The sequence below is a fragment of the Chitinophagales bacterium genome (assembly GCA_017303415.1).
In the GTDB taxonomy this organism is placed as follows: domain Bacteria; phylum Bacteroidota; class Bacteroidia; order Chitinophagales; family Chitinophagaceae; genus SpSt-398.
The window spans coordinates 154,932-169,568 of record JAFLBJ010000002.1 but is presented as its reverse complement, the minus strand read 5'-3'; the positions used below and the strand labels follow the sequence as shown (position 1 = coordinate 169,568).

At 39.4% G+C, this 14,637-nt stretch carries 9 protein-coding genes and 1 pseudogene; 5 read left to right on the top strand and 5 right to left on the bottom strand.

Going from position 1 to position 14,637, the window contains the following annotated elements; translation table 11 throughout:
* Window positions 1-48: 48 nt before the first annotated feature.
* The 4 genes and pseudogenes from J0M30_14475 to J0M30_14460 all read left to right on the top strand — a co-directional run bounded on the left by J0M30_14475 (window position 49) and on the right by J0M30_14460 (window position 6,299).
* Complete coding sequence (locus J0M30_14475; GenBank protein ID MBN8668699.1) at window positions 49-2,838, top strand: TonB-dependent receptor; 2,790 nt, start codon at window positions 49-51, stop codon at window positions 2,836-2,838.
* 494 nt (window positions 2,839-3,332) lie between these two features.
* A pseudogene (locus J0M30_14470) lies at window positions 3,333-4,011 on the top strand (transposase).
* 147 nt (window positions 4,012-4,158) lie between these two features.
* Window positions 4,159-5,670, top strand: coding sequence for a penicillin-binding protein (locus J0M30_14465; protein MBN8668698.1), 1,512 nt, complete (start codon window positions 4,159-4,161; stop codon window positions 5,668-5,670).
* Window positions 5,661-6,299: a hypothetical protein gene (locus J0M30_14460; protein MBN8668697.1), complete on the top strand. Its 639-nt coding sequence runs from the start codon at window positions 5,661-5,663 to the stop codon at window positions 6,297-6,299. The genes J0M30_14465 and J0M30_14460 overlap by 10 nt, the downstream gene beginning before the upstream one ends.
* A gap of 28 nt (window positions 6,300-6,327) precedes the next feature.
* Here the strand turns inward: J0M30_14460 and J0M30_14455 are convergent, their stop codons facing one another.
* From J0M30_14455 to J0M30_14445, 3 genes are all read right to left on the bottom strand, one after another.
* A complete protein-coding gene (locus J0M30_14455; GenBank protein ID MBN8668696.1) occupies window positions 6,328-7,260 on the bottom strand; it encodes a hypothetical protein in 933 nt (310 codons plus the stop codon).
* A gap of 28 nt (window positions 7,261-7,288) precedes the next feature.
* Entirely contained in the window at window positions 7,289-7,813 is a 525-nt protein-coding gene (locus tag J0M30_14450; protein ID MBN8668695.1) for a hypothetical protein, read from the bottom strand.
* Window positions 7,814-8,665: 852 nt separating this feature from the next.
* Window positions 8,666-9,499: a hypothetical protein gene (locus J0M30_14445; GenBank protein MBN8668694.1), complete on the bottom strand. Its 834-nt coding sequence runs from the start codon at window positions 9,497-9,499 to the stop codon at window positions 8,666-8,668.
* A gap of 693 nt (window positions 9,500-10,192) precedes the next feature.
* On the opposite strand from J0M30_14445, the gene J0M30_14440 reads away from it, so the two are divergent.
* Window positions 10,193-11,164, top strand: coding sequence for a glycoside hydrolase family 43 protein (locus tag J0M30_14440; GenBank protein MBN8668693.1), 972 nt, complete (start codon window positions 10,193-10,195; stop codon window positions 11,162-11,164).
* 248 nt (window positions 11,165-11,412) lie between these two features.
* Here the strand turns inward: J0M30_14440 and J0M30_14435 are convergent, their stop codons facing one another.
* Both J0M30_14435 and J0M30_14430 read right to left on the bottom strand, forming a co-directional pair.
* On the bottom strand, window positions 11,413-12,756 hold the full coding sequence (locus J0M30_14435; protein MBN8668692.1) for a TlpA family protein disulfide reductase: 1,344 nt from the start codon (window positions 12,754-12,756) through the stop codon (window positions 11,413-11,415).
* A gap of 503 nt (window positions 12,757-13,259) precedes the next feature.
* Window positions 13,260-14,627: a RagB/SusD family nutrient uptake outer membrane protein gene (locus tag J0M30_14430; protein MBN8668691.1), complete on the bottom strand. Its 1,368-nt coding sequence runs from the start codon at window positions 14,625-14,627 to the stop codon at window positions 13,260-13,262.
* Window positions 14,628-14,637 lie beyond the last annotated feature (10 nt).

The window sequence follows — 14,637 nt, the reverse complement described above, 5'->3', positions numbered from 1 at the left end:
TTTTTTACCTAATTGAACTAAATAAGTAGTTCAGCAAACCGTCTTTGTATGACAACTTCTTCCCTTCGCCTCCTGTTTATTTGTCTGGCCGCCACGTTCACTACAACCGTTTACAGTCAGGCAACAATCACCGGCAAAGTAATCGATTCCGCTACGGGCAGTCCCCTTGCCCTGGCCACCGTCAGCGTATTTGCAGCTTCCGATACTTCGCTGATCAATTACCGCCTGGCGAATGAGGATGGCATCTTTAAGGTTTCCGGCATTCCGTTGAATATCCCCTGCCGGATGGTCATTAGTTTTTCCGGATATGCGGTAAAAAGACTTGAGTTCACCATGACAGAGGACAAAACACTCGACCTGGGCAGCTTCGCCCTGGCCACCTCTGCCAAATCACTCGAGGAGATCATGGTAAGGGCCGAAAGACCGCCGGTATCCGTGCGAAAGGATACCATTGAGTTCAATGCCTCCTCCTTTAAAACCTTACCTGCTGCCCTTGTAGAGGATCTCCTGAAAAGACTCCCGGGTGTACAGGTGGACAAAGCAGGCAATATTACGGCCAACGGAAAAAGGGTGAACAAGATACTGGTAGATGGCAAGGCCTTTTTTGGAGATGACCCCAAGATGGCGACCCGCAACCTTCCGGCCAGTGTGATCGACAAAGTGCAATTGACCGATGACAAGGAAGCCGCCGACCGCGACATCGACTTTAACCCCAATGATATGGGCAAAGTGATCAACCTGACCTTAAAGAAAGGGATCAAAAAAGGATGGTTTGGCCGCACCTATGCCGGCGGTGGGACCAAAGACCGCTATGAAGCCGGAGGTATTTTCAATATCTACCGCGACACCATGCAATTAAGCCTTGTTGGATTCAGCAACAATATCGGGAGAAGCGGATTCAGCATTCACGATATTTCCGGTATCGGTGGATTTGACCGAAGCGGTTTTAACAGCCTGTCCATTGGCACCCGCGCAGCCGGTGGAGGATTTGCCATCAATGGTATCTCCTTTGGCGGAATGGAACCCGGTATCGCGCGTTCTTCCGGTATCGGTTTCAACCTTAACCATGCACCCAACAAAAAAAGGTCCTTCTTCTCCCAATATTTCATTGGCGAAACAAGCGCCCAGATCAATGAGCGTATCAACAAAAGGGATTTTTATGGCGATACGGTCGTTACCAGTCTGACCAACTCCTCCAATAAAAAACGAAACCTGACCCATAACCTCAATGCCGGCATGAACCTGAAGCCAGACAGCCTGCACCTTATCCAGTTCAAGGCCGGCTTGCGGACCAATTTCCTTCAGGAGAATATTAACTCCCATATCGATATCTCAAACCAGACGGATGGTGACCTGACCGAAGGCAGGGCCCGGTTGCTCAACCAGGCCTTAGAAGGCAATTACAACCATGAATTCTTCTTTACCCGGAAGAGTCCTTCAAAGGCAGGCCGCATGTTTCAATTGAATCATTGGTTGGCCTGGCAAAAAAGCAAACAGGACTTCACCACCGAATCGGTGAACCAATACTTTCAACCCCTCACCTATTTTGATTCGCTATACCAATTGCGTCAATCCAGCTTTCCCAATCTGTCCATCATTGCCCTGGCCCAGTTTGCCGAGCCATTAGGAAAGAACTGGACCTTAAAATACCAGACCCGTCTTGAATTTAACCAGGACCAACAGGAAGCCAATGTGCTGGGTCTGGACCCGATGAAACAAGACTTTACGATCAAAGACTCTTCCCAAAGCAACGCGCTCATAAGGGACAGGATGCTGGCGGCCCCCGGCATGGTCCTGCAGTATATGACAAAGAAATTAAGCCTGACCTTTGGTTTCACCGGGCAGTATCAAAAATATGCGACGACACCATTGGGGAAAGCATCCAACCAGGATCATCTTTTCAACCTCCTCCCCAATCTGCAAATGGCCTTTAAGGGGTTTAATTTCCGGTTGGGCAAGAGCATCAATCTCCCCCCTCTTTCCCAGCTATTGGCGGTAAAAGACAGTTCCAGTCCCTTTCAGGTGCGGTTTGGTAACCCCAACCTGCAACCTTCCAGAACAACCAATCTGAGCCTGAACAAATTCATGGTATCAAAGGACCGTACCATGGATTACAACCTCTACCTGAACGCCAATTTCACCAATGGGGACCTGATATTCGACCGGCGGTTTGGATCCGATGGCACGCAGACCCTGGTGCCAGTAAACCGGGATGGGACCCGGGAGTTCAGGGTCGGTACGGGCATCACCAAGGAGTTCAAAAAAAATCAGTCCTTTCAGGTATCGCTGCAGGCCCGCGCTACGGTCCGGTACACCCGACAATCCATTTTAATGAACGAGGTGGAAAGCAAGGTATCCGCTTTTCAATGGGAGCCTGGATTCAGCATGACCCTCAATTGGAAAAATATCCTTGAATTCCGTCCCGAATACCGGTTCCTGGGTACCAGCACAAGCTATACCGACAAATTCTTCACCAACCTCAACGCGGGTCAGCACTATATCCAATCCGATCTTACCATTCGGTGGCCAAAGGATATTATCTGGGAAAACAATATCGAGTACCGGTATTCCAACACCGTATCTCCCGGTCTGCCCAAGGACAACCTGTTATGGAATGCCGGGGTAAGTCTTCAATTTCTGAAGGAGAAAAAGGGAATGGTTAAACTGGGCGTGTATGACCTCTTAAACCGGAACAATAACCTCACCCGGTTTGCCACGGGCAATCAGATCATCGATCAGGAAGTCAATATCCTGAACCGGTATTTTCTATTGACTTTTACCTATAGCATCCGAAACATCGGTGTACGAAGCCAGAAAGACCGGTTTCAGCTATTCTAAAAAGCAGGGTGTGGGTAGTCAATCTCAAAGGCAATTGTTCGCAGCCGCTACCCCTCCCATCCCTGGCTCCTTCGCGCTTCCCCGTTCACCTTCACCACCACCCCGCAATCACGCCATCAACGCCATTCACCCCCCCTTCGTGTCCTTCGTGCACCCTTTGTGTACTTTGTGTCCTTAAACTTCCGGGTCTGGTAAATTAATCGCCATATTTCCCCGAAACCTTTTTGCTGGAAGGCTCTGCCAGGCTGGAAGCATTTTAAAGTACTGAATGTTTCAACTCTTCCAAACAATATTCCTCATAAACGAAGCTTGGATTTATTACAAAATAAATCTTGGCGCCCACTGGCGCCCTCGCGCCTTCGCGGTTAAGCTCCACCGCCAGGACGCTAAGGCGCTAAGGGACGCCAGGAAAAATTACTTTGTGTGCTTCTGTAAGTATCCCTAATAAGCAGACAGTTTAAAATTAGAGTTAAAAACTTAAATTTAAACTGCAAATGAAAAAGACACGATTTTCGGAGACCCAGATTGTTTCCACCCTCAAGCTCCAGGATTTGGGTATTCCTACCAAGGAGATCTGCCGGGAATTGGGCATCTCGGAAGCCATGTTTTACAACGGGAAAAGTAAATACGGTGGTATGGAAGCCTCTGATGTAATACAGTTAAAGGCTCTGGAAGAAGAGAATACCCGGCTTAAAAAAATGTATGCCGACCTGGCTATGGACAATCAGATTCTGAAGGACCTGTTCACAAAAAAAGGCTGGGCCCTGCCACAAAAAGGCAGTTAACCGAGGAGATGGTTTTGGAACAAGGTGTTCCGGTGAACAGGGCCTGCCGATTAGTTTCCTTACCCCGTTCTCAATTTTATTACAGCATCAAAAGAAACGATTCTGAGCTGGTTGACGCTTTACAGGAGCTGGCATTTAAACACCCTTCCTATGGCTTCCGAAAGCTCTTTGCCTATCTGCGACGATCAGGCAAGACCTGGAACCATAAAAAGGTTTACAGGGTCTACAAGCTCTTAAAACTGAACAAAAAGCGGAAAGACAACTAACTCATGAATGGATCGAAGAATACAACCAGAGAAGACTCCATGAAGGGCTGGGTAACCTAACACCGGAAGAATGGAAATACAAGGTTAGTAAAAATGAATATCTTCAATTAACCACTGTCTGAATTATGGGGTTCTTACAGGTAGGTGAAGATTCTTTAAGGAATGATATAAAGTAAAGAAATTAAAATTCAAAAACTAAGTAAAATCCATTAGTCAAAAAGAAAATCAAAATATTTGGAAAAAAGTGAAATTTACATTTCACCCAATAAATGGCAATGACTCAAAACCATTCACCTGAGACATCTACAGGATATGTTCTTTACCTAAGGGACAGGAATAGAATAAGCCCCTTTGGAGTTGTTTCCCTAAATGAAGAATGCCAAGCATATACTAACTCTCTACCTCCAGAAATAAAATCGTATTTAATTCGAATCGAAGATAGGAATTTTTATAAGCACCAAGGAATTGACATAAAAGCCATAATCAGATCACTTTGGGTAAATATTCAAGCGGGAAAAATAAAACAGGGAGGAAGTACAATCACACAACAACTAGCAAGAAATTTGTTGAAAGATAATAGACGCAGTTTTCATCGAAAGCTAAAGGAGATTTGCTTTGCCTTGGAGTTAGAAAGTAAATTTTCAAAAGATGAGATATTGGAAGCATATTTCAACAATGTATATTTTGGAAATAATTTGAGGGGCATTCGAGCAGCTTCTCTTACCTACTTTCATAAAGAACCCAAATATCTCAGTTTGGCGGAGACATTATACTTACTCACCCTCCTTCGAGGGCCTAACATTTATCGAAATCATCCAGGAAAGTCAAGACTAAGATTTCAAATGATCTGTAAAATTCTATATGATGGCCATCTAATATCTAAGAAGACTTTCAAGAAAACTAATCAGAAGAGAATTAAATTAAAGGAATATCCATTAGAAGCAATTAGACCTGCATGTTTAAATTATATAACGAATTCTGTTCAAGAAGAAAATCAATCAATTTTAACTTCAATTGATGGAAAATTACAAAAAGCACTTTATTCCTTTGTTAAACTCTCAAGATACCCCGTTTCCGTAGTCGCGGTAAGAAATGCAAAAGTTATTGCCTTTGCCAGTACCTATGGCACTGACTACCCATTCATTTATAGATCAAATGTAGGTTCGACTTTAAAACCGTTTATTTATACTTACCTAAGAGAAAATGGCATTAATTCAGGAGATTTATTTAGTTCGACCCAGAATGAAATGAAATGGCCAGTTAATGAGGTTATAAAATTAAAAGATAGGGCAAAGATGACTTTAAAAGAGGCGCTTTTATTCTCTAACAATAATACCTTTATTAATGCCTCACTCAAGGTTGGCTTGGACAGCGTTTTGGACTTTCTCGCTCAAACAATTTCAAAACCGAGGTCTGATTTATATCCCTCTAGCATTTTAGGTGCTACCCGAGGCGGTATTTCGCTAGCGGAACTAAGTCTTATCTATTCCTCCTTTTTCAATGGAGAGAATTCCAGTTCAAAAAAAGAGTGTTTCCATATATTGAATGATAATTTCAAAGAAAAAATAGGGATAAATATCGATTGTGCATTTTTAAAAACTGGAACTACTAACGACTATAAAGACAAGTATGTAGTTCTAGGTGATGGTGAAACAACTTTCGCTTTTCTTAGTAACGAATATGATCCAGATGATACAAGCAAAGAAGGTGGACTAATCGCCTCAATTGGCAAATATATTCGAAAATTATTTAAACCAAAATCAGAATACAAATGGATTTAGAACAACTACTCCAAAATGCTGATCCCAATATTATCATCTTTGTTTTTAGCTCATTATTCGCTTTCCTATCTTGGGTATTGAAAGGGCTAATTACACAACCGATTGATCTCGCAAAAGCCACTTTTAACACTTACCAACAAAAGCGTATTGAAGCGCTGGCTGAAGCACGGGCAATTCTCTCATTCATTGCCTACTTTCCAGAAGGCAATGAGACAATTGAATATAAGAATCAATTGCAAGTTTTTTTGATAAAGGGGAGTAATGCTGCCTATTTCAGCAAAAGCACATTCGATAAAGCGCTTCGAATTTCAATTGGCAAAGACACGGATGAAAAAATGTATAAAGAAGTTATAGAGGAAATCAATTCGGAATTGACTCTTATTATTTCAAAACTTAAGGAGGAAATTAACTTTTATCAAACCTTTGCCAATCTGAACCCGGTGAAGCGATTTTTAGGATATACTTTATTGCTCTTAAAGCAAATCCTTTCAATTATTTTAGCTCTTAGTGTGATTTTTCTAATAATCTATGGATTTATTAAAGGGGGGTGGATCGTTAAAATAATCCTGTCCATTTTTTCCTTGATAGTAATCACTCTAGGACCCAGAATCCTAAAACTCATTTCTTAGGCTAATAAATGGGGATTCATTTCCTCCATTAAATTTCTTTTGGAGGGCGCTTTTTAACAGTCAATTGCTTTGGATTAAACTTACATGCAGCATAATAATTCATTACAACCTGAACTTCTTCATTAGAGTCTTTTTCAAATGACTTTGCCCTTGCCAAATAGTAGTCCCTATTTATTGAAGCTATTATAAATCCTTTCCCTATATATATTAAGAAATTTAAGAATGGCAGGACTATAGTAGCAAGAATTAGAATATCATGTCTATCTGGTGAATTATAAAAAAGAAATGACAGTAAATCAACCCAATAATTGGGTGCTGCAAGTATGCAACTGAGTATCCAGACATTTACCGCTAACTTGTACCCATTCGGTTTTCTTTTACCGCCATTACCATTCAATTTCCTGAAATCTGGTTGTCTCCAGCTAATATCTTTGACCCATAGAGTTATCATAAATAAAAAAGTACCTGCCAGAAAAATTGCAAGGGTGGTGTCAATTCTGGCCATGTACTCCAACTTTTGGTTTCCGTCAGTATAACCTGCTGCCTTTTGATATACACCACTCCAAAAAAGCATCAGGAGGCAATACATCAACAAGTAGAAATTCAGGTAAGCGAAATTTCTTGTCAACGTGGTCTGTTTAATCTCTGTGAGTATCTCCTTTTCGGCTTGCTCATTTAAAAATGCCCTAGACTTAATTTTTTCCTCAGCTGCTTCTTTAAATGCCAATAGTGTGTTTTCCGGCTTTTCCTCCCTTTGAATTAGGTTGGCCAGATCAGTTTTTACCCCAACGATCTGGTCATTCATAGCTTTAAAAACATCTTTAATAGGCTCATACATCCGAAGAATCTTCTCAGCAATAACACTAACAAATGGATTCGGGGTGAATTCATCTATTAAAATATAAGCAATCGTAAAGGTCGCGAACAGTTCAAAAATTGAACTGAAACTTTGTAACTCCATGTACTAAAGTGGATAAGGCTAAAAAATATCAGGCGGCCAGATTAATTTTAAAATCTCTGGAATCTTCCATCAGTTGGTTAATAAAAGAAGCAAATAAGGCAACTCTTTCTGGATTATTGAAATTTACTTCCGCCGTATAATCATGAATCCCTGTCTCAAGGCGATACATCCTACCGTCTGCAATAGTGATATGCACTGGATTACCATTCCTGGTATCGGTTACCTGTCCTTGCGAAAGATAAATATCTACCTTCTCTTTGTATTTACGAAGGACATTATATATCTTACTTGAGCCATTCTTGGAAAGGTCCTGCTCGACTAAAATTACCACCCGGCCTCCGCGTTCAAGGTAATTTTCCAATTCCCGCAAATACCGGTGGTCATTGGACACTTCTCCAGAAAACCCACCGCAATAGATATTTACTTCTGATTTTGCAAATCGAAAAATATTTGCCATCACTATAGCTGCATGGTTTGGCCCTGAATTAAAAAAGACCTGATCAGTGCCGCCATGCCGTGCTAGTGATTCTACAAAATTCAAATATTCAATCATAGATAAAGGTTAAACTACTGTATTTCAAACAAAATAGGTACCAAACGGTTCATTTAGGCCCAATAAGACCAAATTTATCCATCCAATAACGAAAAGAATGACTAAAATATGATAAGCGGTTCTTCTGGGGAGATTGGTAGCGTAAACCATCTGTCCGAGCGTGAGCCGGAAAGGACGAACCGAAGTGCTCAAGAAAATTAGGATAACACTGTTATATGACTTCAAGTCAGTTGGTTAGTTAGACAAGGTTACGGCAAAAATGGTAAATGACAAAATTCAGGATAGGCTTTTTCTCATGCTACCCTCTCATAACTAATTGAAAATAAGTGTATTTCCTTAGCGAACACCGTGGAAATGACCCAGGATTGTCGTGGAAAAATTGCCAGGAAAAATATGGACCCAGCCCGTATTCTTCTCCAATAATACCTCCATATTATTCCATACTAATCAGCAGTTCAAAAAATTCATTCTACCTACTCCCTTGTATCCAAATTTCCTTCAGTTTCAGCCAATGCAGACAGATTATGCCTGAAGGCGGAGACAGCGAATTCGATGAATTCCAAGGTGTCGCCTGAACTGGGCGAAGGCAGGAAAACTACGCTTGAAATTGGCTGTATATACAAAATTTCGACGCTGAGGAGTGATGCAATAAAGATAAATTAGTATTTCGTCTCGATGCGACGACTTGGTGAGGTAAGGCGGACAATAATTTTAATTGCCTGAATTTAATAGGGCACAGTTACCGGGTCAACTTACTTTAAGAAAGATAGCTACTTACGAGCAGTAAGGGAGGCCAATCCATTTCTAACATCATTTAAAGATTTGTCATAATTCGGAAAGCTTGCGTTCAATTCATTTTTTCTTTATCCCAAAAGATATTAGCGCATTTTCCTTATTGATGCCCATTAAAAAACCAGTCTTGCCTGTACTTACCTTTGTTACATAAATATCAAGTAATTCAATGGGTCTATTTTCATCTACTGGTTTATACAATCCAATAATTGCTATTGAAAAACCAAAAATTGGTTTGCTTGAAGTTATGTAGAATTCGTTGTTCAAAAGCTGTTCCTTGGGCATCAATAATGGACCTTTACAGAGACTAGCTCTAGATGTATAGGAACTACTCCCATCTGAATAGTCCAGTTTACATATGTAGTCTAAGAATTCTAAATTAGCTTCGGATTGTGTCGAGAGAATTGCAATATTAACAAATGAGGTATCATTTATTTGACGAATTTTTATTCCGTCTTCCCGAATAATAATGCGAGGTAAATCTCTTGCGTTATTGACTATAACAGTTTTTGCTGAATCTCTAAGTGATTCAATTCTTTTTCGTACTGTATCAAGTCGAAGGTTTTGATTAGCAAATGCAATTGAAAGATCTGTAAAAAGTTTATTAGTACTTGAATCTACACCTGAAGTTATTCTCGCAGAAATAATTGAATCCCTATTGTCTCGTTCTACTTTTAGCAACCCATCTTTCCTGTCATCTCGTTTTTTTATTAATCTATATTGCAAAAAACTGAATGCAATTATCGTTAATCCGATAGCTGCAGCCCATTTTCCTCCTTTTGTTAGCCGTTTATACCATTTATGATGCTTATCATAAAGTGGTCCTTTAGATGAAATAATTGTTGAAATTAAACTTAGAATTCCAATTCCGATTATATACCAAAGCTCATTCATTGTTATTTATTTATTATTTCGCGGTATCGAATTGCATACCATGGTCTCAACTTTTCACAGGCAAGAAATATTTAGGATGTTCAGCCTTACACGGCAACCGAAGAGATTCACTTCAGATTGTAACAATAGAAGTTAAATTGTAAAGACTAAAATAAAGTATTAATCAATCTTTACAATACAATTTAGCACGACAAGTGTTTCTCAATCACAAACCAAGTGCAAATAATTCTTTACGATGTTTTCAGGGAGGAATGGTCTCTTTGGTAGGAAATGGATAAGGTTCCCCTGAAAATAGAGATATTCCGGAATATCACAAAAATTACCGCCTAAGTGATTCTACTTAGCGCCGACCTTTTCTATTAAAATAATTAGGATTATGTAGTTGGTACAACTCCCGGGTTCCAAAGCCAGAACGCGGGTGCTATTCTTCCTTGTGTAGTATGTACATTCTCCGTCTTTAGACGGTTTGACCCGGGTTTTTTCACAGATCCATCCGTGCAAAACCCTTCCAAAATACCGTTAATAAAAGACAGTATACTCGTTTTTACAACATAAAAAAGGTTAGGCGAATTTGGTGTTTCCACGGGCTGAAGAATCCGTTAAATGACGGAGATGGATATGGACGAAAAGTTGCCTCGTGGCCAATAATATTAAATGTTGGCATAATGCGATACATTTATTACAAAATTCGCTATGAAGTATACAGGCAGTTTGATCTTGGTATTCTCTTTATTATTCCAGGTAGTCAATGCGCAGAAAAACTATGCTGGAAATCCCGTGTTGAAAGGCTGGTACGCCGATCCGGAAGCGGTTGTTTTCGATAATCAATACTGGATCTATCCTACCTATTCTGACAAATACAATAAGCAGGTCTTCTTTGACGCGTTTTCCTCGACTGACCTTATCCATTGGAAAAAGCATGAGCATATACTGGACACCAGTGTGGTACGCTGGGCCAAACGGGCCATGTGGGCACCGGCCGTGGTGAGGAAAGACGACAAATACTATTTCTTCTTTGCCGCCAATGATATCCAGAACAACCAGGAATATGGAGGCATCGGGGTGGCGGTGGCAGACAATCCGGAAGGCCCTTATAAGGACCACCTTGGCAAACCCCTCATCAGTCAGTTCTATAACGGGGCACAGCCGATCGATCAATTTGTTTTTAAAGATCAGGATGGCAAATACTATATTATTTACGGAGGTTGGGGACATTGTAATATCGCGCAACTCAACGATACGTTCACCGGATTTGTGCCGGATTCAGCGGGCAATGTCTTCAAAGAAATAACTCCAGGCGGATATGTGGAAGGGCCGTTTATGTTTGTCCGGAATAACAAATACTACTTCATGTGGAGTGAGGGCGGGTGGACCGGTCCCGATTACAGTGTGGCCTATGCGATGGCGGACAATCCGTTTGGACCCTACCAACGGATCGGGCGGATCCTGGAACAGGACTCCTTAGTGGCCCGGGGCTCCGGACACCATTCCATCATACACAATGCTAAAAAAGACAATTGGTACATTGTTTATCACCGGCGCCCTTTGAACGAAACAGCCGCCAACAACAGAGCCACCTGTATCGACCGAATGTATTTTGACAAAGAGGGTAAGATACTCCCGGTAAAACAGACTTTTAAGGGTGTGAAGAAACAGCGGTTATGAGTGTGCTTTTTTATTTGTCACTGTTACTTCTTCACTACGCCGATCCACTGCCAAGCAGTTAGACAGTGTTTGTTGCTGTTCCATTATTTTATCCAGTTCATCTGTCGCCAGGCAGATATTTCAGAGGTTCGAAGGTAGTCTCACTACCATTTATCTGGACCCTTAGTTGCGCGTGAGTTTACTTGGTTAATAGTTTTACTAAATATCCTTTGCAAATCGATTCCTTAAATACTAATATATATGTGTGTTCAATACATATCCGTTATAATAAGGACTTCCATTTCTCTCTCTTCCTCCCATATGCAAAATCCACTTTTTTCAAGTACTTTTAAAAGGCCATCACTATCAGCAAATTCAAAATTATCAGGAAAAGTAATATCTATGAGCTGATCAGATAAACCTGTTTCGTCTATTAATGGCTTATTAAAGTAAGCACTTAAGAATTTAATGATATTACCGATGGAATAATTATGGATAACTTTTTTTATAGTACCTTTATCAACATAGAATTCCATTTTTTGCTTAGAGTATGATTTTATTATTTGATCGGTAGTTGTTACAATCAAACTTTTTAATTTTCGACTCTCTTTATATACTCCCACTTTAAAATACCTTTTTATATCCTCTTTTAAATATCTGTTTTGATCAAACAGATTGGGTGGAGTAGGTGGAGTGACCAAATCGTAGCAATACATGTATCTAGTATCCGATTTCCTAGCAACTTTATCAGGATCATTTTTAACATCAATAATAATTCTGTTGGTAAGAAACCCTTTCATTAAATCTGAATAAGCAACAACTAACATATACCAAAGAGGTTTATTAATCATATACATCCCAGTGATATTGCCATTTATATCCTTCCTTACTCCTTCGCATGAATTAATTTCTTTGTTGTATTCTGTAAATATTGAACGGAAAAGAAAGGCATCAAAATCGCCACCATTCCCATCTACAAAAAGTGGTTTTTCCTTGTCATATGCCCAATCATCTTTAACAGGGATACTTAATTTTTCACCATTTAACGCGAAAATAATATTCTCTCTTGTAGTATTTTTTAAATCTGTAATGACTAATACTTTTCCATTTTTATCAATCCATACTTGATGAGGAACAGATTGATGCGGAAAATAGGCATTCAAAATACTATCATGAATAGGAATGGGGAGCTTTGGATAAAAACCGGTACGTGTTTTTGTTTTTTCCAATACTGATTTAATTTTTTCTTCTGAGTCAAATTTTGGGTCATGTGGGTTTACAAGCAGAATTTGAATTTTGCCATTAAAATCACTTTGTAGTTTTTCCATTTCAGGGAAAGCTTCGATACATGAAGCACAGATTGTACTCCACATGTCTAAAATAATTAGCTTTCCCTTAAAATCGGATAGTTTTGCTTTCTTGGTTTTATAGTTTAATATATTCCCAAATAAAATGTCGGGAACTTTATCTCCAATTTTTAAAGGTCTTATGGAATCCATTTTAATCCCTTCAACGTTCACTTTAAGCCTTCCCCCATCTTGAGCATGGGTCAAATGGCTAACCAGAAATAAAACCACAATAATTAAGTATTTCTTCATTTTTCGTTTTTCCATGTCATTAATAATTAATACTTACTTTAGAGAACAACTTAAATAGCTATAAAGTTTTTAAGTGACGGTAAACGATAAGTAAAAGGGCCAGTTAATCCAATTTAAATGATTTGGTGAACCCCATTTGCAGGATCCAAGCCATTCAAATTTTTATTCTCCTTAAACATTCAAACTCCAGAAAAACCTACTATCAGAGCATTAACAAAAGAAGAATAAACATCATACTTAAACTAATTCTTATCATGATAACGTAATTAGGTAAACTACGGCCCCAGCGGACAGATATCAATGATATCAGTCTAAGTAGAAGGAGAAATTATCGTCGATTCACAATCATATAGTCAATACTTTTTTAATTTAACTTAATGAGAAAATAAATAAACGATGCTTATTGTTCCTCCCCGCCGGGGTCCTTCACAAACATTGCAATTATAACCTAATTAGTTCAGAGACCCCGGAAGGACAGATAAAGATATTTGAAAAGAGTTTTTCAACTCGGGCAAAATTTAATTTTGGGGCATACCAGTTATATCTATTATATCTTTTGGTATAGGCAGTGCATACCTGCTATCATTAGGTGGCAATGTATATACTTGATCTGCTATTCTCTTAAGTGTTATATCCGCACCTTCTTTATTAAATCGTTTGATATCAATCCATCTAAGGCCACGCATTAAAAGCTCTTTCCTTCTTTCAGTTAATACCAAGGCAAGAGCCAGTTGCTGGTTGGTAGCAGTATGAGGAATGAAAGTGCCTGTTGCCCAACGTTTACTGAGTAAAATATTCAGGTCATTCATAGCGTCTGAAATTCTAACAGGAGTAGCTCTGGCATGACATTCGGCCCTTATTAAGTACAATTCATCTGTAGCAATTCCTGTAAATAAGTCTTCGATATCGTCGGTACTATAAGTTCCTTGAAATGCATGAAAACCAAAATTTTCATAAAAAAAAGCAGTTTTTCTCAAATCATTATCATCATAACTATTGTATAATAAGGTATCAATTAAAGCTATATAAGGATTTTTGGGCCAATAGAATTGTGTTTGGGTAGTATAAAAGATTATTTCTTTATTAAATGGCTGAAAAGGAGGCATAGAAAAAGGATCGACACTGGGGTCATTAAAGTCCAACAGGTCATTCTTTATTTGCAAAGCCTGATTTGAATACTTATATGCGCTGTCATACATTCTCATTGACAGGTATGCCCTGGCCAAAAGGCCGAAAGCGGCTGCTTTTGATGGGCGCATTACGTGTTGAGGAGTATTAGGAAGAAAAAGAGCCGCTTCTTTTGCATCTGTAATCACTCTTTCATAGCATTCCTTTACACTTGCCCGAACTGATGGCATAGACGGATCTGAATTTAGTCTTAGAACTACCCCTAAATCCAATTGTGATGTAGTTTGATCATATGCCTTTCCATATATCCATATTAAATTCAAATACCTGTAAGCTCTGTGGAAAAGTGCTGACCCTTTTACATTGTCCCATTGAATCAAATTTGCAGGAGTTCTTTGTATATTATCAACATAATCTAGACAATAATTCGCTGAATAAATACCCAGATAACCCACAGCCCAGTCGTTGTTAAATTTGTACTCAGCAGGTCGCCAGGTATAGAGTGATTTATCAAAATCTGTCAGCGAATTATAATCGCTTAATTGTAGAAAATAATCATCAGCTGAAGTCTCCCCAAAACCTGGAGTGGTCTCCTTATTTATTAGGCTATTATCATCAAGCAATGCTTCCAAATCATCCAGTGTTTTTAATTCTACTAATTTTTTATCAGGCTTTTCCTCAAGATACTTCTTACACGAAGTAAGCGGAAAAGTGAAAATAAAATTGCTGATCAAGCAAAGTATTGTAAATTGTTTCATTTTCTAAATT

What these genes read in the sequence shown, in the direction of transcription:
- J0M30_14475 (MBN8668699.1), top strand. Translation starts at nt 49, where the DNA reads ATGACAACTTCTTCCCTTCGCCTCCTGTTTATTTGTCTGGCCGCCACG.
- J0M30_14465 (MBN8668698.1), top strand. Translation starts at nt 4,159, where the DNA reads ATGGCAATGACTCAAAACCATTCACCTGAGACATCTACAGGATATGTT.
- J0M30_14460 (MBN8668697.1), top strand. Translation starts at nt 5,661, where the DNA reads ATGGATTTAGAACAACTACTCCAAAATGCTGATCCCAATATTATCATC.
- J0M30_14455 (MBN8668696.1), bottom strand. Translation starts at nt 7,260, where the DNA reads ATGGAGTTACAAAGTTTCAGTTCAATTTTTGAACTGTTCGCGACCTTT.
- J0M30_14450 (MBN8668695.1), bottom strand. Translation starts at nt 7,813, where the DNA reads ATGATTGAATATTTGAATTTTGTAGAATCACTAGCACGGCATGGCGGC.
- J0M30_14445 (MBN8668694.1), bottom strand. Translation starts at nt 9,499, where the DNA reads ATGAATGAGCTTTGGTATATAATCGGAATTGGAATTCTAAGTTTAATT.
- J0M30_14440 (MBN8668693.1), top strand. Translation starts at nt 10,193, where the DNA reads ATGAAGTATACAGGCAGTTTGATCTTGGTATTCTCTTTATTATTCCAG.
- J0M30_14435 (MBN8668692.1), bottom strand. Translation starts at nt 12,756, where the DNA reads ATGGAAAAACGAAAAATGAAGAAATACTTAATTATTGTGGTTTTATTT.
- J0M30_14430 (MBN8668691.1), bottom strand. Translation starts at nt 14,627, where the DNA reads ATGAAACAATTTACAATACTTTGCTTGATCAGCAATTTTATTTTCACT.